This window comes from Aeromonas sp. sia0103, from assembly GCF_963895295.1.
Lineage (GTDB): Bacteria > Pseudomonadota > Gammaproteobacteria > Enterobacterales > Aeromonadaceae > Aeromonas > Aeromonas encheleia.
Window position 1 is genome coordinate 23,036 of record NZ_CAWQKG010000044.1, and the last position, 19,213, is coordinate 42,248.

20 protein-coding genes are annotated in these 19,213 nt (G+C 55.8%); 13 read left to right on the top strand and 7 right to left on the bottom strand.

Annotated features, from left to right (window positions below; genetic code table 11):
* Positions 1–6 precede the first annotated feature (6 nt).
* The 3 genes from AACW18_RS14065 to hpt all read right to left on the bottom strand — a co-directional run bounded on the left by AACW18_RS14065 (position 7) and on the right by hpt (position 2,335).
* Positions 7–780 carry an ABC transporter permease gene (locus tag AACW18_RS14065; RefSeq protein WP_042652993.1) on the bottom strand — a complete coding sequence of 258 codons (774 nt, stop codon included), beginning with the start codon at positions 778–780 and terminating at the stop codon, positions 7–9.
* Entirely contained in the window at positions 777–1,694 is a 918-nt protein-coding gene (locus AACW18_RS14070) for an ABC transporter ATP-binding protein (RefSeq protein ID WP_042652994.1), read from the bottom strand. The genes AACW18_RS14065 and AACW18_RS14070 overlap by 4 nt, the downstream gene beginning before the upstream one ends.
* 110 nt (positions 1,695–1,804) lie before the next feature.
* Entirely contained in the window at positions 1,805–2,335 is a 531-nt protein-coding gene (hpt, locus tag AACW18_RS14075; protein WP_042653310.1) for a hypoxanthine phosphoribosyltransferase, read from the bottom strand.
* A 201-nt stretch (positions 2,336–2,536) separates the two neighbouring features.
* On the opposite strand from hpt, the gene AACW18_RS14080 reads away from it, so the two are divergent.
* Entirely contained in the window at positions 2,537–3,151 is a 615-nt protein-coding gene (locus AACW18_RS14080) for a TetR/AcrR family transcriptional regulator (RefSeq protein WP_042652995.1), read from the top strand.
* 72 nt (positions 3,152–3,223) lie between these two features.
* On the opposite strand, the gene AACW18_RS14085 is transcribed toward AACW18_RS14080, so the two are convergent.
* Both AACW18_RS14085 and mpl read right to left on the bottom strand, forming a co-directional pair.
* Positions 3,224–3,835: a flavin prenyltransferase UbiX gene (locus AACW18_RS14085; protein WP_042652996.1), complete on the bottom strand. Its 612-nt coding sequence runs from the start codon at positions 3,833–3,835 to the stop codon at positions 3,224–3,226.
* The gene (gene mpl / locus AACW18_RS14090) at positions 3,832–5,196 is read right to left on the bottom strand and encodes a UDP-N-acetylmuramate:L-alanyl-gamma-D-glutamyl-meso-diaminopimelate ligase (protein WP_218389023.1); all 1,365 of its coding nucleotides are present in this window, start codon (positions 5,194–5,196) and stop codon (positions 3,832–3,834) included. Before mpl ends, AACW18_RS14085 begins: the two co-directional genes overlap by 4 nt.
* A gap of 177 nt (positions 5,197–5,373) precedes the next feature.
* On the opposite strand from mpl, the gene ppa reads away from it, so the two are divergent.
* Complete coding sequence (gene ppa, locus AACW18_RS14095) at positions 5,374–5,904, top strand: inorganic diphosphatase (protein WP_218389024.1); 531 nt, start codon at positions 5,374–5,376, stop codon at positions 5,902–5,904.
* Positions 5,905–5,931: 27 nt separating this feature from the next.
* Here the strand turns inward: ppa and AACW18_RS14100 are convergent, their stop codons facing one another.
* Entirely contained in the window at positions 5,932–6,276 is a 345-nt protein-coding gene (locus tag AACW18_RS14100; RefSeq protein ID WP_042652998.1) for a hypothetical protein, read from the bottom strand.
* 140 nt (positions 6,277–6,416) lie between these two features.
* Between AACW18_RS14100 and AACW18_RS14105 the strand changes: the two genes are divergently transcribed.
* The 9 genes from AACW18_RS14105 to AACW18_RS14145 all read left to right on the top strand — a co-directional run bounded on the left by AACW18_RS14105 (position 6,417) and on the right by AACW18_RS14145 (position 14,588).
* A complete protein-coding gene (locus tag AACW18_RS14105) occupies positions 6,417–7,295 on the top strand; it encodes a hypothetical protein (protein WP_042652999.1) in 879 nt (292 codons plus the stop codon).
* 221 nt (positions 7,296–7,516) lie between these two features.
* Positions 7,517–8,059 (top strand): YtfJ family protein, encoded by a 543-nt coding sequence (locus AACW18_RS14110; protein ID WP_042653000.1) that lies wholly within the window; start codon positions 7,517–7,519, stop codon positions 8,057–8,059.
* A gap of 44 nt (positions 8,060–8,103) precedes the next feature.
* Entirely contained in the window at positions 8,104–8,385 is a 282-nt protein-coding gene (locus AACW18_RS14115) for a hypothetical protein (protein WP_218389025.1), read from the top strand.
* A 48-nt stretch (positions 8,386–8,433) separates the two neighbouring features.
* Positions 8,434–9,006 carry a DUF2796 domain-containing protein gene (locus AACW18_RS14120; RefSeq protein ID WP_218389026.1) on the top strand — a complete coding sequence of 191 codons (573 nt, stop codon included), beginning with the start codon at positions 8,434–8,436 and terminating at the stop codon, positions 9,004–9,006.
* A 4-nt stretch (positions 9,007–9,010) separates the two neighbouring features.
* Positions 9,011–9,697, top strand: a complete 687-nt coding sequence (locus AACW18_RS14125; protein ID WP_218389027.1) for an ABC transporter ATP-binding protein — start codon at positions 9,011–9,013, stop codon at positions 9,695–9,697.
* A 76-nt stretch (positions 9,698–9,773) separates the two neighbouring features.
* Positions 9,774–11,021, top strand: a complete 1,248-nt coding sequence (locus AACW18_RS14130) for an ABC transporter permease (protein WP_218389028.1) — start codon at positions 9,774–9,776, stop codon at positions 11,019–11,021.
* Between the two features lie 135 nt (positions 11,022–11,156).
* Complete coding sequence (locus tag AACW18_RS14135) at positions 11,157–11,636, top strand: DUF3299 domain-containing protein (protein ID WP_218389029.1); 480 nt, start codon at positions 11,157–11,159, stop codon at positions 11,634–11,636.
* A gap of 218 nt (positions 11,637–11,854) precedes the next feature.
* On the top strand, positions 11,855–12,706 hold the full coding sequence (locus AACW18_RS14140) for a TIGR03899 family protein (RefSeq protein WP_218389030.1): 852 nt from the start codon (positions 11,855–11,857) through the stop codon (positions 12,704–12,706).
* A gap of 253 nt (positions 12,707–12,959) precedes the next feature.
* A complete protein-coding gene (locus tag AACW18_RS14145) occupies positions 12,960–14,588 on the top strand; it encodes a methyl-accepting chemotaxis protein (RefSeq protein WP_218389031.1) in 1,629 nt (542 codons plus the stop codon).
* Positions 14,589–14,718: 130 nt separating this feature from the next.
* On the opposite strand, the gene AACW18_RS14150 is transcribed toward AACW18_RS14145, so the two are convergent.
* Complete coding sequence (locus AACW18_RS14150) at positions 14,719–14,877, bottom strand: hypothetical protein (RefSeq protein WP_218389032.1); 159 nt, start codon at positions 14,875–14,877, stop codon at positions 14,719–14,721.
* A 436-nt stretch (positions 14,878–15,313) separates the two neighbouring features.
* Here AACW18_RS14150 and AACW18_RS14155 point away from each other — a divergent pair, with 436 nt between their 5' ends.
* A complete protein-coding gene (locus AACW18_RS14155) occupies positions 15,314–16,960 on the top strand; it encodes a dsDNA nuclease domain-containing protein (RefSeq protein ID WP_218389033.1) in 1,647 nt (548 codons plus the stop codon).
* A complete protein-coding gene (locus AACW18_RS14160) occupies positions 16,957–19,113 on the top strand; it encodes a DEAD/DEAH box helicase (RefSeq protein WP_218389034.1) in 2,157 nt (718 codons plus the stop codon). Before AACW18_RS14155 ends, AACW18_RS14160 begins: the two co-directional genes overlap by 4 nt.
* Positions 19,114–19,213 lie beyond the last annotated feature (100 nt).

Genomic DNA, 19,213 nt, shown 5'->3' on the forward strand with positions numbered 1-19,213 from the left:
GAGCACTCAGTGCCGCAGCCCGGTGCCACGGGAGATCAGCCACCAGGCCAGGCCGTAGAGCGCGACGATGAAGCCGATGATGATGAGGTAGGCGGTGCCGAGCGGCACGTCGGAGATACCGAGGAAGCCGTAACGGAACGCGTTCACCATGTAGATGATGGGGTTCACCTGGGAAACCCCCTGCCAGAACGGCGGCAGCAGCGTGATGGAGTAGAAGACCCCGCCAAGGTAGGTGAGCGGCGTCAGCACGAAGGTGGGGATGATGCTGATGTCGTCGAAGGTCTTGGCAAACACCGCGTTGATGAGCCCGCCCAGGGAGAACAGGATCGAGGTCAACAGCACGGTGAAGCAGACGCTGAACAGGTGGTGGATCTGCAGCGGCACGAAGAACAGCGACACCAGGGTGACGATGAGGCCGACGCAGAGGCCACGCGCCACGCCGCCGCCCACGTAACCGGCGATGATGATGTAGTTCGGCACTGGCGCCACCAGCAGCTCCTCCACGTTGCGCTGGAACTTGGCGCTGAAGAAGGAGGAGGCGACGTTGGAGTAGGAGTTGGTGATGACCGACATCATGATGAGGCCGGGCACGATGAACTCCATGTAGCTGAAGCCCCCCATGTCACCGATGCGCGAACCTATGAGGTTGCCGAAGATGACGAAGTAGAGGCTCATGGTGATGGCCGGCGGCACCAGGGTCTGCAGCCAGATCCTGGTGAAGCGGACCACTTCCTTGGTCAGTATGCTCTTGAAGGCGATGTAATAGGTGTTGGCGTTCATGCTTTACGGCCCTCTTCCACCAGATTGACGAACAGCTCTTCCAGCCGGTTGGCCTTGTTGCGCATGCTCTGCACCTGCACCCCCTGGGCGGACAGCTGCTCGAACAGGCTGTTGAGGGACTGGCTCTTGTCCAGATCCACCTCCAGGGTGTGCTCATCCTGCATCCGCCCCTGGAATTCGGGCACATGGGGCATGGCACTGCCGGGCGCCAGATCCAGCATGAAGGTCTCGCGCCCCAGCTTGCCGAGCAGCGCCTTCATGCTGGTATTCTCGATGAGGCGGCCCTTGTCGATGATGCCGATGTTGCGGCACAGCATCTCGGCCTCTTCCAGATAGTGGGTGGTGAGTATGATGGTCACCCCCTGCTCGTTGAGCTGCTGCAGGAACTGCCACATGGAGCGGCGGATCTCGATGTCCACCCCGGCGGTCGGCTCATCCAGGATCAACAGCTTGGGCTCATGCATCAGGGCGCGGGCGATCATCAGGCGGCGCTTCATGCCACCGGAGAGGGTGCGGGCCGGCGCGTCGCGCTTGTCCCACAGATCGAGCTGGCGCAGGTACTTCTCGGCCCGGATCTTGGCTTCGCCACTCGGTACGCCGTAGAAGCCAGCCTGATGGATGACGATCTGGCTCACCTTCTCGAACTGGCTGAAGTTGAACTCCTGCGGCACCAGGCCGAGCTGGGCCTTGGCCTGCTCCAGCTGGCCGTCGATGTCGTAGCCGAACACCTTCACCTTGCCGGCGCTCTTGTTCACCAGCGAGCTGATGACGCCTATGGTGGTGGACTTGCCCGCCCCGTTCGGGCCGAGCAGGGCGAAGAAGTCCCCCTGCTTGACGGTAAGATCGATGCCCTTAAGGGCTTCGACGCCCCCCTGATAGGTCTTTTTCAGGCCGCTGATTTCCAATGCGTTCATTGCAACCCCTGTGATGGAATGGCCCATCTCGAGACAGAAAAGGCGGCCGAGGCCGCCTGCAGACAGTCGATGGCGGCGGCCATGCTGCCTATGTCACTGCTGAGCCTTGCTTATTCTTGCGGAACTACCTTGCCGATGAACGGCAGATTACGATACTTCTGGGCGTAGTCGATACCACAGCCCACCACGAATTCGTCCGGAATGGAGAAGCCGATCCAGTCCACCGGCACATGTACCTCACGGCGGGACGGCTTGTCCAGCAGGGTGCAGATGGCCAGGGATTTCGGCTCGCGCAGGGAGAGGATCTCGCGCACCTTGTTGAGGGTGTAACCGGTGTCGATGATGTCTTCGACCAGCACTATGTCCTTGCCCTTGATGTCGTCATCCAGATCTTTGAGGATGCGCACGTCACGGGTGCTGTGCATACCGGAGCCATAGCTGGAGGCGGTCATAAAATCCAGGGTGATGGGCAGTTGGGTCTGACGGCACAGATCGGCCAGGAAGACGCAGGAGCCACGCAGCAGGCCAATCATGACCACTTCATCGGAACCCTGGTAACGGGCGGTGATCTCTTCACCCAATTTGGCGATCCGGGCGGCGACGTCGGCCTCGGAGATCATCACCTCGACAGTGTGTTTCATCACATACTCCATTCATGGCCAAAGGGTTATTGGCCGTTCATTTGCATCAAAACCGAGGATTCTACCATTCCAGCCGGGAGGCGTCAGGCATACGTGATGCTTTTATCGGCTTATTTTAATTGATAGAGTTAGCGGGCCTTTGGGCATTATCGGTGACAATACTATAAACACCATAATCAATAACTATTAGATGAAAAAACTATGGAACCACGCGCAGAAATAAGACGTCGAACCCGGCTTTCGCCGGAGGCTCGCCGTGACCAACTGATGGAGTGTGCCATCGAGGTATTCTCCCGTCGCGGCATTGGCCGTGCGGGACATGCCGAGATCGCGGAACAAGCCAAGGTATCGGTCGCGACCGTATTCAACTATTTCAACACCCGTGAAGATCTGGTCGATGAAGTGCTGGCCGAGATCGAGCGCTTCGTGCAACAGATCCTCGAGCAGGCTTATACCGGCCAGGGTCCGGTCAGCGACAGCATTCACCGTCACGTGAAGCTGTTCGTCGACGCCGCCTACGATAGCCCGGACCATGCCAGCATCTGGCTGGAATGGAGCTCATCGGTGCGGGAAGAGGTGTGGCCCCGCTACACCCGCTTGCTGGACCGGGCGCTGGAACGCATAGCGCCCCACCTGCAGGCCGCCATGGACAGTGGCGAGATCCAGAGCGTGCTGTCGGCGCAGGATCTGGCCCGCTCCCTGACCGGGTTTGGCTACGTCATGATGCAGATGATCAATCAGCCCCAACGCCCATCCCGGGAAGAGGTGACTGATTTTCTGTTCAAGTATGTGACGGCCCCCATTCAGGTCGCCTAACCCGCCTCGCCAATAAAAAAGCGGCGCCGGACTGTTCAGGTCGGCGCCGCTTTTGTTTGCCTGCCGTCTGGCTCAGGGCTGGGCATAGCCCCAGCGCCGGGTCAGCGCATGTTCGACCCCAAGGTGGTCAAGAATGCGCGCCACCATAAAGTCCACCAGGTCCTCGATGCTCTTGGGTTCATGATAGAAACCGGGGGCGGCCGGCATGATGGTCACCCCGAGCCGCGCCAGCTTCAACATGTTCTCCAGATGGATCGCCGAGAAGGGGCTCTCCCTGGGCACCAGGATAAGCTGGCCGCGCTCCTTGATCACCACGTCCGCCGCCCGCTCCAGCAGGTTGTCGGAGGCGCCGTTGGCGATGGCCGAGACTGTGCCCATGGAGCAGGGGCAGACCACCATCTGTTTCGGCGCCGCCGAGCCGGAGGCCACCGGCGAGAACCACTCCTCCTTGCCGCAGGCCACTATCTGCCCCTCCCTGGCGCCATACTGGCGGCAGAGGTAGGCAGACAGCTCCTTTGGCGAGCCGGGCCAATCCTGCTGCTGCTCGGTCTTGAGCACCACCCGGGCGGCGGAGGAGGCCAGCAGATAGACCCTATAGTCCGCCTGCACCAGGCATTGCAGCAGGCGCAGGGCGTAGGGGGCGCCGGAGGCACCGGTCAGCGCCAGGGTGATCTGTTTGCTCATGACTTGCCTTGCTTGAGGCGGGCGAGCAGCTTGTCGTGAATGCCGCCGAAGCCGCCGTTGCTCATGATCAGAATATGATCGCCGGCGCGGCTCTCGGCCACCAGCCGGTCGATCAGGGTCTCCAGCTCGTCGAATACCCGGGCCGGACGGCTCATGTGGGCCGTCACCTCGGCCAGATCCCAGCCGATGTTGGCCGGCTGGAAGAAGAGCACCTCGTCGGCGCCGTCGAAGCAACCAGCCAGCTCCTCCTTGTGCACCCCCAGCTTCATGGTGTTGGAGCGCGGCTCCAGCACCGCCAGAATGCGGGCCTTGCCCACCTTGGCGCGCAGGCCACCGAGGGTGGTTTCGATGGCGGTCGGGTGGTGGGCGAAGTCGTCATAGACGCTGATGCCCGCCACCTCGCCCTTGAGCTCCATCCGCCGCTTCGGCGACTTGAACTGGCACAGGGCTTTGATCCCGTGCTCCACCATGACGCCGGCGTGACGGGCGGCGGCGATGGCCATCAGGCCGTTGCTGACGTTGTGCTCGCCGATGCACTCCCAGTGCACCTCGCCCTGCTTCTGCCCATCCAGCCACACCTCGAAGGCGGAGCCGTCCTCTGCCAGCTTGACCGCCTTCCACTTGGCGTCGTCCTGACCCACCAGTTCGACCTCGCTCCAGCAGCCCATCTCGCGCACGGCACCGAGGTTCGCATCGGCCTGGGGAAACAGCACCCGGCCATTGCTCGGCACTGTGCGCATCAGGTGGTGGAACTGACGCTGGATGGCGGCGAGATCCGGGAAGATGTCCGCGTGGTCGAACTCCAGGTTGTTCATGATCAGGGTGCGGGGATGGTAGTGCACGAACTTGGAGCGCTTGTCGAAGAAGGCGCAGTCATACTCGTCCGCCTCGATGACGAAGAAGGGGGCGTCCCCCAGGCGGGCGGAGACAGGGAAGTTGCCCGGCACGCCACCGATGAGGAAGCCCGGCGCCAGTTTGGCGTACTCCAGCACCCAGGCCAGCATGCTGGCGGTGGTGGTCTTGCCATGGGTGCCCGCCACGGCCAGCACCCAGCGATCCTGCAGCACATGCTCCAGCAGCCACTGGGGGCCTGAGATATAGGGCAGATTGCGATCCAGCACATATTCCACGCAGGGGTTGCCACGGCTCATGGCGTTGCCGATCACCACCAGATCCGGCGCCGGATCGAGCTGGGACGGATCATAGCCCTCGGTCAGCCCTATGCCCTGCTGCTCGAGCTGGGTGCTCATGGGGGGATAGACGTTGGCATCGGAGCCCGTGACTCTATAACCCAGCTGCTTGGCCAGCACGGCGACGCCGCCCATGAAGGTGCCGCAGATACCGAGGATGTGAATATGCATACCGCTTCCCGTTCCTGTAGAGAGAGCGAGCATTCTAGCAAGATGGCGCCAATTTGGCAGACCCAAGCTGACCGGCTGCAGCCAACTCTGTCGCAGTGCCCTCGAAATATGGTCATTTGATTCGACATCGCTATAATATCGGCCTGCAAACTTGACTCCAACACTGAAGGAAACGTCATGAGCCTGAACCTGGTACCGGCTGGCAAGAGCCTGCCTGACGACATCTATGTCATCATCGAAATCCCGCAAAACGCCGACCCGATCAAATATGAAGTCGACAAGGACAGCGGTGCCATCTTCGTTGATCGCTTCATGTCCACCCCGATGTTCTACCCGTGCAACTACGGTTACGTGAACGCCACCCTGTCTCTGGATGGGGATCCGGTCGACGTGCTGGTGCCGACTCCTTACCCGCTGCTGGCCGGCTCCGTCATTCGCTGCCGCCCGGTCGGCGTGCTGAAGATGACCGACGAATCCGGTGAAGATGCCAAGATCGTGGCCGTGCCGCACTCCAAGCTGACCAAGCAGTACGATCACATCCAGGATGTGAACGACCTGCCAGAGCTGCTCAAAGCCCAGATCCAGCACTTCTTCGAGCGCTACAAAGAGCTGGAAGCGGGCAAGTGGGTCAAGGTGGAAGGTTGGGGCGACAAGGCCGCTGCAGAAGCCGAGATCGTCACTTCTGCCGAGCGTTACGCCGCCAAGTAAGCGTATTTCTCGCGATAAAAAGGCGCCTCATGGCGCCTTTTTATTTGCTCTGGGCTGATGACCAGGCGTCAGCCCCGGCGGATCGCCCTGGATATAGATGTCGCGCCCATTCTGGCGGTAGGGCCGGTAATAACTGTCACCACAGTGGTAATCCTCGCCCCGGCCCCCCACCAGCTCGCAGTTGACCGGCAACACCTCCAGCCACTTGACCGCCTGCTGCAGGCGCAGCCACTCCTGCCACTCGTGCTCCCGCGCCAGCTGATCCCGCAAGGCAAAGGTGTCCGCCGTGGACATTCCCTGATTGACGATCACCTGGCCCGCCAGCGCCGGCAGCGTGACCAAGCTCAGCAAGAGCATCGAGATAGGCTTCATGATCGCTCCCTGTGCGACTTATTTTCAGAATTAAATTTAAAGCTTTATCAGGCGATTACCAACTTCAATGCAATTGAAGTAATCCAAAACCGGCCGCCTCACCTAGTTGTTTAGTATCTATCGGCGCGGGATGCAGCATCATGAAACTGGCACAAGGAGTGCTGTGGAGTCTAGTGTTTGCCGCCGCGGCCGGTGCCCAGGAGGTCAACCTCAGCTGGCAATGGCAGTCCGCCGACGGCCAGCTCAAGCATCTGCAACTGAGCACGGATGAGCGCGTCATCTCGGCCAGCCGTCATGAGATGACCCTGCTCGACGCCTCCCTCAACTATCCGCTGGAGACCCTCTACTCCTACATCAGCCCGCGGCTCTACAACAGCATCAACCAGATCAATCAGAGCAGCCCGGAGACCGCCACCAAGTTTCGCAACCTGGAGCAGGCCTTCACCCTGCACGACGACAGCCTGGAGTCGAACCAGTTCTGGCAGGCCTATCAGCAATATCAGGAAGATGCCTTCTACCAGATGCGGGTGCTGCCCTGCGTGCACCCGGCCAATCGCAAGCTGCCCTGCGTGCGGCCCAATTACTCCCAGCTGTTCTATCAATTCAAGGGTGACCTCAAGCCGCTGGCCCAGCAGTTTTCGGCCAAGGATCTGGCCACCAGCGTCAATCTGCTGCAGGAGTGGTTAAACGGCATCCCCACCCCTCCCGAGCAGATGGATCACTTCGCCCCTCCCTTGCAGGCGCTGCAGGACAACAAGGCCGACAGTGACGAGAAGGCGCTGCTGATGGCCAGCCTCTTGGCCGAGCTGGCGCCCCAGTACATGCTCAGCATCATTTACCCCAACATCAGCATCGGCAGCGTCTCCCCGGCCTGGCTCGCCATCACAGCCGACAGCGGGCTGAAAGGTGACACCCTGGTGATCGGCAATCAACGCCACGTGCTGCTGACCGGCTCCCCCCTGCTGGCCCAGCAGATGACCATGGCCCAGATCCCGCTGGTCAGTGAACCCCTCTACTGAACCACACTCCTCAAACCAGTTGATAAGACGTTGATTTTTATCGACTGCGTGCCATCCTAGCCGCCCTTGCCAGCCGCCCCTCCGCGCTGGCGGACGGTGCGATCCTAACGCTCACCACATTATTTAACACTTTTTAAACAGATCCGATCAGTTTAGGATGAGTACTGTCCCATTCCCACAATCATGAAATCGTTATAACATAACAAAGGAGTGTCATCAGGATGAAACATCTCGTACTTACCCTGGCGCTGCTGCCAGGCCTGGTCATGGCCCACAACATCAAGGAATCTGCCCAGGTACCACCGGTCAACATCGGTGACAAGGGTGAGCTGGTGCTGCAGGACAAGGCGATAAGCTATCAGCCCTGGCAGAGCAAGGTGCTGGCCGGCAAGGTCTTCTTGATCCAGCACATCGCCGGTCGCTCCAGTGCCAAGGAGTTGAATGCCCCCATGATCGAGGCGATCAAGGCGGCCAAGTTGCCCCATGATCAGTACCAGACCGTCACCATCATCAACAGCAATGACGCCATCTGGGGCACCTCCGGTTTCGTGAAGAGCAGTGCAGAAGACAGCAAGAAGGAGTTCCCCTGGTCCGTCATGGTACTGGATGCCAAGGGCATGGCCCGCAACGCCTGGGATCTCGCGCCGGAGAGTTCGGCCATCATACTGCTGGATAAAGAGGGCAAGGTGCTGTTCGCCAAAGATGGCCAGCTCGATGCCACCAACATCGCTACCGTGATGGGGCTCATCAAGTCCCATCTCTGAATCAGAGAGTAAGGGCGCTGATGGCGCCCTTTCCATAAGGGTCTATGGGTCGTTTCAAGCTGAAAATCTGGTTGTTGCTGCTGGGCTGGTTGTGGTTGCAACCGGCACTGGCGCAGCATCCGCTGGAAGCGAGCCTGCCTGACCACGGCCACCATTGCCTCATCTGCGCCCTCCATCTGGATGGCAAGCTGGCCCTGACGCCCACTCCGCTTACCCCTGCCCCGCAGTTTTCTACTTTTCCGCCTGTCATCCCCGGTTTCCCCCTGCTCGGCAGCCCTGCCTCGCCTCACTACAGCATCCGCGCCCCGCCGGCCTCCCATCGTTGAACCAACTGAATATTTCTCTTATTAATTGATGGTTTAAAAGGATTAACGATGAAAGCAGTCACCCTGTTACTGGCGGCCGCCGCCTTCGGCGTACAAGCCAATCACGACGACCATGAGAGCCATGGCCACGGGGCCCACGAGCATGGCCACGGCCACCTCAATCTGGTGCTCGATGGCAACCAGCTGATGATCGAGCTGCAGGCGCCTGCCGCCGATCTGGTGGGCTTCGAGCATGCCGCCAGAAGCGATGAGGAGAAGGCGCAGTACGCCAAGGCGCTGGCCCGGCTCCAGCAGCCGGATGCCCTGTTCCGCCTCGATCCTGCCGCCGGTTGCACCCTGACCCGGCAGGAGATCAATGCCGCCAAGGAAGAACACGACCACGATCATGACCATGAAAAGGCGGACGGCGATCAGGATGAGCACCACCATGATGAGGCGGGTCACGCCGACATGGGCGCCATGTACACCTACACCTGCGAGACCCCGGCCAAACTCACTGGTCTTGAAGCCACCCTGTTTGCCGTCTATCCGAGCCTGGAGAAGCTGAGCGTGCAGGGTATCTTGCCCAACGGCCAGACCGCGGCCGAGTTGACCCCATCCGCCTTCCAACTGAGCTGGTGACACCATGAAAAACGCCGTGGTTGAGATCCGCGATCTGGCCTTTGCCTGGCCGGGTCACGAGGCCGTACTCGATCTGCCCGCCCTGTGCATCCAGCAGGGGGAGCGGGTCTTCATCAAGGGACCCTCGGGCTCCGGCAAGTCCACCCTTCTCGGCTTGCTGGCCGGGATCCAGACCGCCAACCACGGCACCCTGGAGGTGCTGGGCCAGCCATTGGCCCAGCTCTCTGGCCGCGCCCGTGATCACTTCCGGGCCGCCAATCTGGGTTACATCTTCCAGCAGTTCAACCTGCTGCCGTTTTTATCTGTATTAGACAATGTCACCGCCGCCCTCAGCTTCTCGCCCCAGAAGCGAGCCCGCCTGCAAGGAAGCCCCGAGCAGGAGGCACGCCGGCTGCTGGGAGAGCTGCAACTGCCAAACGAGGCGCTGCACAGACCCGTCCACGCCCTGAGCATCGGCCAGCAGCAGCGGGTCGCCGCCGCCCGCGCCCTGATCGGCTCGCCACCGCTGGTGATCGCCGATGAGCCCACCTCGGCCCTCGATACCGACAACAGAGCCGCCTTCATCAAGTTGTTGTTCGAGGAGTGCGACAAGCAGGGCAGCACCCTCATCTTCGTCAGTCACGATCCCTATCTCGAGCCGCTCTTCCCCCGGGTAGAGAATCTGCAACAGCTCAACCGGAGGGCCGCATGATGACGCCACATGATCACCGCCACCCGACCGGATCCGCCCCGGCGGACCATTCACCCTCATTGAGCCGGAGGTCGCCATGCTGAAACTTGCCCTGCAGAGTCTATGGGCCCGTCGCCTCACCGCCGGGCTCACCCTGCTGGCCGTGGCCATCAGCGTCACCCTGCTGCTCGGGGTGGAGCGGGTGCGTATGCAAGCCCGCGAGAGCTTCTCCAATACCGTCTCCGGCACCGATCTCATCGTCGGCGCCCGCTCCGGCCAGGTGAACCTGCTGCTCTACTCGGTGTTTCGCATCGGCAACCCCACCAACAACGTCGGCTGGGACACCTATCAGACCATCAAGCAGAGACCGGGAATCGCCTGGACCATTCCCCTCTCCCTCGGCGACTCCCACAAGGGATTCCGGGTGCTCGGCACCAACGGGGACTACTTCCTCCACCTGAAATATGGCCAGCAACAGTCGCTGCAACTGCGTGAGGGGCGGGCATTCGAGACGCCGTTCGAGGCGGTACTCGGCGCCCAGGTGGCCGAGAAGCTGGGCTATCGGCTGAACCAGTCCATCGTCATCGCCCATGGCGCCGGCAACACCTCCTTCAGCCAGCATGACAACCTGCCGTTCAAGGTGGTGGGGATACTGGCACCGACCGGTACCCCCATCGATCGCACCGTGCATGTGCCACTCGCCGGGATTGAGGCCATTCACCTCGGCTGGGACAGCGGCCGTCACAGCAAGAACGTCACCGCCGAGCAGGCGCTGGCGCAGGATCTCACCCCCAAGACCATCACCGCCTTTATGGTGGGCCTCAGCAACCGCATCCTGGCGTTCCAGCTGCAACGGGGCATCAACACCTACCCCGGTGAGCCGCTGATGGCCATTCTGCCCGGCGCCGCCCTGCAGGAGCTGTGGGGCCTGATGAGCGTGGCCGAGACGGCGCTCTCGGTGATCGCCGGCTTCGTGGTGGTGGCGGGCCTCATCGGCATGCTGACCACCCTGCTGGCGGGGCTCAACGAGCGGCGCCGGGAGCTCGCCATACTGCGCTCCCTCGGCGCCGGCCCATCCCACCTGTTCCTGTTGCTGGCGCTGGAGGCGATGGCGCTCACCACGATCGGGATCGCCCTCGGGGTGGCCGCGCTCTACCTGGGGCAGGGGCTTGCCACCCCCTGGCTGCTCGGCCACTATGGCCTGCAATTAAGCTTGGGGCTGCCGAGCGCCTATGAGTGGCAGCTGCTGGGACTGGTCTGGCTGGCCGGCATGGTGATCGGCCTGCTGCCCGCGGCCCGCGCCTACCGCTACAGCCTGAGTGATGGCATGAGTATCCGGATATGAGGATGACGAGGTGGATGAGGCCAATGCTGTGGCTCGCCCGCTACCGGCAGCCCGTGTCCACCATTCGCTACCGCCTGAGCGATGGCATGAGCATTCGCGTCTAGTGACCACACCGGAATAAACACAGAAGGACAGATGATGAAGTGGAAGATAATGGCGCTGCTGGCCAGCCTGCTGGTGCTGCCGGCCCTGGCCGCCGACTACAAGACCATCGACTGGGACATTTTGATCCCGGAAGGTGAAAAACTGCTGCCGCCCCCCCAGGTCAGCCACGATGGCAACCTGGCCTCGGTGCCGCAGCCGGTCGGCGGCGTCAACAAGAAGCTGGATCAGCAGGATGTACGCATCCCGGGCTTCGTGGTGCCGCTGGAAGGCGACGCCAAGACTATCACCGCCTTCCTGCTGGTGCCCTACTTCGGGGCCTGCATCCACGTGCCGCCCCCGCCCACCAACCAGGTGATCTATGTGAGCTATCCCCAGGGCGCCCCGGTGGATGATCTCTGGGACGCCATCTGGGTGAAGGGCAAGATGCGCACCATCAGTTCCAGCCACGAGATGGCCACCGCCTCCTACTCCATGGACGCGGTCGAAGTCAGCGTCTACGAAGAAGAGTGAGTCCGGTCATAAACCGCCGGAAGCAATCAAAAGCGAGTCAGCTCAGCCGTAGTGGCGCTGACCATAGACAACATCGCCATGATGGCCTCCCGCGGGAGGCCATTTTTTATCCCTGTGATCGCCACCATGACGGGCCCCTGCCTGAGGGATTGTTCGTCCGCCCGGTTGGAGTAACATTCAATACCAGCCCTATTCAACCCCTGGATCATGGAGCCAGCATGGCCGATCTGCCGCCCCCCAAGAAAGAGAGTTCCATCCTGAGCAGCCAGGAGCAGACCCTGCGCCTGGCCCGCAGCCGCGGCATAGACGGCATGCTGACCCGCAACAGCGACAGCACCTTCGAGCAGCGCGCCACCTTCCGCCAGCTGGCGGATCAGGCCGCCCGCCAGCGCAACCTGGAAGCCATCATGGTGATGGCGTCCCGCCACTGCGAGGAGACGGCCGCCGGCGGCGAGATGGACAGCGACTGGCTGACCCGCTTCCTGCAACTGGCCGAAGACATCAGCATGGTGCCCATGCAGCAGCTGTGGGGGCGGATCTTCGCGCTGGAGGTGGCGACCCCGGGTCGCTTCTCCATCCGGGCCCTCAGCACCCTCAAGGAGATGACCCAGCGCGAGGCCCAGCTGTTCCAGCGCATCTGCGCCCTCTGCTGCCACTATGAGGGCAGCGAAGAGCAGCGCCTGCTGCTGGGCATGCACAAGGGCGCCAGCCTGCTCAGCCGGGCCAAGGTCACCCGCATGGGGCTTGGCAAGTATCGGGTGCCCTACAGCGCCCTGCTGCTGCTATTCGATCTGGGTCTGCTGCACCGGGGCGAGCTCGAATCCGGCCCGCTGCCCGCGGACGGCGTCGAGCTGGCCTTCGGCAATCAGCGCTGGCGCCTGCGTCAGCGCCAGGGCAACCTCACCCTGCTCTACTACCGCCTCACCCCGGTCGGCAACGAACTCGCCCTGCTGTTGCAGGAGCCTCCGCTGGAGGAGTACCTGCAAGACCTGAAGACCTTGCTGACCACCAACCTGCAGATCGAGACCCTGATGCTGGCCCCGGCCGGCGAGCCTGAGCCCCACCCCTGATACCAACAGGAGCCCGCCTGGGCTCCTGTGGTTCCCCTTGCCAAATTGCGACTGGGCCCCCCTCATTCCCAAAACGGCTCCCAAAAAGCGAATCGATTCAGCAACCCGCCGACGGCCATCCCATTCCCCCTCACCGAGCGGCCGGCTTTCCTCGAACAAAGCCCGCCCAGATCGCTATTTTGACGCCGACCGCGACTCTGGTGCAGGGTTTGCAGACGGGACTCATCGCCACTAGCCCCAGCCGGAACATGCCATGAGAGTCAACCATCCCGTTACCCAGCGTGAGCGTCTCTACCCTGAGCACCAGAACCTGATCTCCACCACGGATCTGGAGAGCCGGATCACGGATGCCAACGAGGAGTTCTGCCAGATCGCCGGCTTTGGACTGGAGGAACTGCAGGGGGCGCCGCACAACCTGGTGCGCCATCCCGACATGCCGACCCAGGCCTTCGCCGACATGTGGGCGCATCTGCGCCAGAACAAGAGCTGGATGGGACCGGTCAAGAACCGCTGCAAGAATGGCGACCACTACTGGGTCAGCGCCTTCGTCACCCCCATTCAGGACGCCAGCGGCAAGACGGTGGAGTATCAGTCGGTGCGCACCGCGCCGGACGAGGCGCTGAAGCAGCGGGCCGAGCGGGTCTATGCCCAGCTGAGGGAAGGCAAGCTCCCCCTGGCCCTGCGCCTGCCCGCCTTCTCCCACAGCCTGCTGCTCAACCTCTGCCTGCTGCTCAGCCTGGTAGCCATGCTCGGGCTCGGTTATCGCCACGAGCTGAGCTGGCAGCTGGTGTGGGCCGCCCTGCCGCTGGCCTGCGCGGCCCTGCTCATCCAGGCCCAGTCTCGTCGGCTGGGCCGGCTCGGCGTGCTGGCACGCCGCCGTTTCGACAATCCGCTGATGCAGTTGCTCTACACAGGCCGGGTCGACAACCTCGCCGCTATCGAGCTCGCCATGCGGATGAACCAGGCCGAGTTCAACGCCGTGCTGGCCCGCACCCAGCAGACCTGCACCCGGATCCTGCGCGCCGCCGAGGGGGATCTGCACAACGCCGAGACTATCACCGACAACCTGCAGCGGCAGCAGGCACAGACCAATCTGGTCGCCACCGCCATCACACAAATGGCGGAATCCATCCGCGAGGTCTCCCACAGCTCGACCGCCTCCTCCGACCGCTTGGATGAGACCGCCGATCTGTTCAGCGAGGGCAACCGCAGCGTGCTGGACACCATGGCCTCGGTGGAGGGGATGCACAGCGAGCTGGTCACCTCCAAGGGGGTGATCAACACGCTCGCCAGCCAATGCCGGGCCATCGACGGCATCCTGGATGTGATCAACAACATCGCCAACCAGACCAACCTGCTGGCGCTCAACGCCGCCATCGAAGCCGCCCGCGCCGGTGAGGCGGGCCGTGGCTTCTCGGTGGTGGCGGACGAGATCCGCTCGCTGGCCATCAAGACCCAGACCTCCACCGGTGAGATCCAACAGATGATCAGCCTGCTGCAACGCAGCGCCGGCGAGGCCGAACAGGCGATGGAGAAAGGGGAGCAGCTCTCGGCCAGCTGCCGACTCAAGGCCTCCGCCACCGGCGACGTCCTGCAACGGATCAACGACATGTTGTTACAGGTGGCCGCCGGCAGCAGCCAGATTGCCCAGGCGGTGCAGGAACAATCCCAGGTCACCATGGACATCAACCGCAACGTGCTCAACATCAAGAGCCTCGCGGATGACTCCAGTCTGGGGAGCCAGCATGCGGTGCAGGGCGTCATCGCGCTGGTGCGCCAGTTGAACGAACTGGAGCGGCTGGTGCGCCAATTCCAGCAACGTCCCGCCCCCCACACAGCCAATGAACCGCAGCCCAGTGGCCGCGCCCTGCTCGCCCGCTGAGCCCTCACGGAGGAAACCAAACCCCAGATAAAGACCGTGCGCTAACACAAAAAAGCATGGGCCCATCTCGTGAGAGACGGGCCCATCGACATTATGGGGCTGGGACAGCACTCTAGATCCAACCCCTCTGTTACAGGGCGGCCAGCCACTTATCCGCCCGCGCCACCATCGGCTTGCCCTTGCCGCTCTCACCATGGCAGTTGAGCAGCACCGCACTCAACAGGGTGATCGCCCCGATTTCACTCCCCCGCCCCGGTGCGCTGTGAGCGTTGGGGGGCGAGATGCCCATCACCACCTGTTATTAATAAATTTGTTGATCTTGCCCGAGAAACAACTATCTCACGCTTCCCTCACCAGCCCCGTTCGGTAACATAGCCATCAGGAATACCTCTCGTCGGAGTCATCCATGAGCCAGACCGGAGCAACACCGCAGGGAAAGCGCAGCAGACTGGAGGCTGAGATTCAGGGGCGGTAGCGTTATCTGAAGATATATAATCAAGTTATGACTGTCGTGCGCTATTAAAAATGATGACTATCACAATTTTATTCCTGCTTGACTTATTCATAAAACATAGAAATTGGTTGCCATCATTATTTGAAATGCTGGCTTATTATGAATATCAACACGACAAGATTTTTTCTATTAGTTATGCTGAAATGTGACATATTTTATCGTATACCCCCTAAGATAGATTTCAGTGCTTTGGGTATCAAAAGGGACAAAGATGAAAAAAAGTGACAGTGGTGGTATCGGCGCGAAGAAAGGCTTTCTTTATCAAGATTATATCGCCGCATACTTAGCTCTACACATGCTCAAAGATAAACGCCTAAAGGCCGTTCGTTGTGAAGTTAGCGATGATATTGATCTTATATATACAAACTACATTGAGTATGTCCAAGTAAAAACAACTAACATTTCAAACAAGTGGAACTTAGAAGAACTTACGAAAGTAACTAAAAAATCAGTGGCAGGAAAGACCAGACAGGTAAAAAACACAGACTCAATACTTCACAAATCTATTAGCTGTGACGCAAATGTTTTATCTCCGAAGTTCAGAATTGTTACACCGATAGATGTTAACAGCACACTAAAATATCTTACGATTCCTTTTGAGGACCGAGAGGATGAAGCTAAAAGAGATGCTTTACTAGTATCGCTAAAAAATAAGGTGAAAAATTTTCATAGTCCAAATGGTAGAGATGTCGAATACTGGTTAGATAACACGACGTGGATGTATATAGCACAAGTTGAATATATAAAGTCAGAATGTAAACTTATGATCATTAGAAGTGCATTTGATGACTTTCGTTTACAAATAAATCCGTCCTCAGATCCAGAAAAGATACTAAATAACTTACTTGTTGCCTTAATCGAAAAAAGTGCAACATCAATTGTATTGTCTTCTGCTGATAAAAAGACTTACTTCAGAGAAGACTTCCTTGATTGGTTTGAAAAACAGCTAAATTCCTACTCGAAGGAAAGCTATAATTTTTCCAAGGTTTACAAACAGAATGAATCCCCTATCCTGTCAAAGTTTTTTGAGTCGCAAGAAGATTATCTAGCTCATGACAAAGAAAAGTTATGTGTAGGAGTTGAAGGGAAATATCACCTTCAAATGTATACATATGACAAAATAGCAAAAGGAATTAAAAAATGGCTACCAGAGGTTCTTTTACGACCAAGAGAGCTGGCAGATAACACTGCGACAAACCTTGAGCAGAAACTTACCTCTTACTCCAAAATGAAGTTGCAAAGCAGCAAAGAACTTATTTCATTGATTCCACAGGTTCTCTTACACTCTATTATTCGCACTACATATGAAAGTCAACCTATTCCAGCACACCTACATATAGATGATGATGAAAATACAACATTCTCAAATGTACATATAGTAATCAATCGTCATTCACCAGACATTTTAGTCATGGGATTTAATTATTTCATACCAAAATTACAAGAATCAGACATTGACAAAATAGTCAGTGACTTCGAAACACTTTTAGAACAAGAATCTTTCGACACCAAGAAAGACAAAATCCTAGAAATAAAAGATGATTCATATCTGATTACTCATGACATTGATGAAATACTAGATGCTAATAGTTCATTGGATGAACATTTAGATAGAATTAAGTTTATATTTTTTATCGGATTTAACTCTCAAAATCTAACATGTAATAAATCAAACATGGATGATGGGTATGAGCATGAACTAAAAGTTGAAATAAAATCAAAATTTATCAGCTTGATTGAAACACTACTGAAACAAAATGCCTTTTATTCAAAAATGAATATCGAAGTGTATTTATATCCAGTACCAAAAATAGAAAAATTGATAGACTCCGTCAGCTGCTGCTTGGAGGGGAAATGAATACAAATATAACAAGCCTCATTGACAAGGTTGAAAGCAATGAAATATCCCCTTTCGGATATTTAAAAAAAACTAATGAATATCTATCCAACCCAATAAGCAACAGTTTAGGGCGTGAATTGGTAATACGGGCTCTGGACAAAAAACATTTATTCTCAGACCGAGAAAAATTACTATTAGAAATGGTAAGGAAATCTGGGTTATATCCTTATATAAACAAATATTTTAACAAAATAGATTCAAATACTGAGCTGGCAATTAATCTTTATAAGAGTAAAGATGGAAATGGATTTATATTCCATACATTACAAGCAAGAGTTTTTAACTATCTTCTTGAAAAGAAAAATGTTGTATTGAGCGCCCCAACCAGCATGGGTAAAAGTGCGATTATAGACTCAATATTATATACCGGTAAGTTTAATAAAATAGTTATAGTTGTTCCCACAATAGCACTAATAGACGAAACCAGAAGGCGAATTCAAAATAAATTCAAAGAAAGTTACCAAATAATATATCACAACACACAAGAACTTTCTTCAAATAAAGCTGTATATGTATTGACTCAGGAACGAGTTAATGAGAGAAGTGACATAAAAAATATAGATCTTTTTGTCATAGATGAGTTTTACAAACTTGCTTTTGGCAAAGAGGAAAAAAGCCGTTCTATAGCACTGAACATTGCAATGAGTAAACTTCTAACAAATTCAAAGCAATTTTATTTAATTGGGCCATACATTGATGAAGTTAGGGGTCTAGAAAAAATTTCAAAGGACTTTATATTCATTCCAACTGATTTTAAAACAGTCGCAGTTAATTTACATTGCTTCAACATAAAGCCAACAAATATAGATGAGAAGATAGATAAAACAACTGAAATAATTAGGCAATATAAAGGGCAAACTATCATATATTGCATGTCCCAGAACTCCATAAGTGATCTTGCCGAAAGATTGATTAGTATAGAAAATTTATTTTACTATGTTGCCGAGGATGTAGTATCGGATATTGTCGAGTGGATAAAGTCAAACTATAGTGAAAACTGGATTTATTTTAAGGCGCTAAGAAGGGGGGTTGCTATACATCATGGAACGTTACCCAGAGCTTTACAACAGTTGAGTCTGGACTTATTTAACTCAGGTAAAATATCAATTTTGCTTTGCACAAGTACAATTATTGAAGGTGTAAATACTGTTGCTCAGAACGTTATTATTTATGACAATAAACGTTCTAAATACCTTGTAGACAATTTTACACATAAAAACATTTCTGGTCGTGCCGGTAGAATGAATCAACACTTGATAGGTAATGTTTTTTGCTTAGAGGCTTTACCAAAAGATGAAAACGACCCGAAAATTGTAGATCTTCCTCTTGGTAATATGGATGATAACACTCCAATAAACCTTCTGGCTGGCATTCAGGATGAGCACCTATCTTCTATAGCGGAAGAAAGAATACGTTTATATTCTGTAAAATCAGATATTCCTATGGAAATCATAAGATCACACACATCATATGATATTGAAATTATTGAAAAAGCCTATGAGGCTCTTAACGAACTATCCACGAAAGAACTAGGGATACTGACAAATTCAGCTAAATCAAACTCAGTTTACTTTGACTTAATAACAAGACTAATTAAAAAGGTAGAATATAATTCATTAATGAGACTTAACCTTCACTATGATGATAACGATGACTTGAAAAATAGAATCATGTGGTATGTATTTGCAAGCAGTCACTCTGAATACATAGAAAGAAGAATTGACTACATAAGTAATAATATACATAAAGATATGCAATCTAAAAAAATTGATACAGAGCTAAAGATATGTAGAAATATATTTAAACACAATATACCTAGAGCACTTTCACTGTATCAAGATTTAATAAACTTCGAATTACATTCTTTAGGAATAGTTAAAGAAGCTGATTATGGATATTTAATCCAAAAATTTGAAAACTCAAATTTACCAACAAACTTCACCGCATTAGAGGAAATGGGCGTACCTATTGAGACCCTTGATAAAGTTAAAAACTCACCACTATCAGAGTTGGAAATAGAACACTTATGTATACAGATGAAAAGACTAGCTGAAACTTACAAAGAATTTAACTCTATTGATAGCTACTTCATAAGAAAGGCATTAAGTTGAAGCTGACTCGCCCACACTATTTCGAGTAGTGCATTACAACGGAAATATAAGTCTGTATATGGTGAACGGTACAATGTTTTGCACTTATTTTTTCTATATT